Genomic DNA, 753 nt, shown 5'->3' on the forward strand with positions numbered 1-753 from the left:
AGTTTTCAAAAAACATATCTTGATAACCCACTATAATCAATCTTTTTAACTAGTAAAAAAGATAAAACAGGCATAGAAATTAGTTTATCTAAAAAACTAATTTCTATGCCTTAATCATTATTAATTAATAACATCAACTAAATTGGATTGAGTCAACAATGAATATATCTCATTAATATTTCTATTATTTTGCGGACTATTATTTCTCAATTTACAGTATGTGAATATTAAGTGACTTTTTGCTCCTGAAAGTGCGACAAAGAACGCACTTTTATCTTCTTCCGGTTGATCATTAAAACTCCAGAATGCAGAATCCTCCAAGCCTAGAAAATAGACTACCTCATATTCTAATCCTTTACTCTTATGGATAGTCATAATTGGAATTGAGTTTTCACCCTTGAAACTAGAGACTGTATCTAGCCATTCACCTTGTGTTTGAGAATATTCTATGTATAATAACTTTGAAAAGTTCTTGACAATGATATCTAGGTCACTTTTTCCATTGTATGTTGAAAAATTGGAAATAATTCTTTTTTCATCTATTTTTTCAATAATACAATCAATTAATTTTATCATACTTTCTTCATTGGGAATAAAATTTGAAATTAGGTAAGTAATATCACTAACTATATTGTCAATCTCCTTATAAGATTTTGCTAAAATTAAATCATCAGTAAATTCATCTATTCCATTGATATTTCCATAAAAATTACTAATATTTTCCCAAATTAAAGGATCTCGTTTTCCTTGACT

Annotated in this window: 1 protein-coding gene; it reads right to left on the bottom strand. The window is 27.0% G+C overall.

From position 1 onward, the window contains the following. Positions 1 to 120: 120 nt before the first annotated feature. On the bottom strand, positions 121 to 753 hold a 633-nt coding region (locus L0M85_RS09815), incomplete at its 5' end, for a 3'-5' exonuclease (protein WP_275112265.1).

Source organism: Streptococcus sp. DFI.7.26 (assembly GCF_022240605.1).
GTDB classification, from domain to species: domain Bacteria; phylum Bacillota; class Bacilli; order Lactobacillales; family Streptococcaceae; genus Streptococcus; species Streptococcus xiaochunlingii.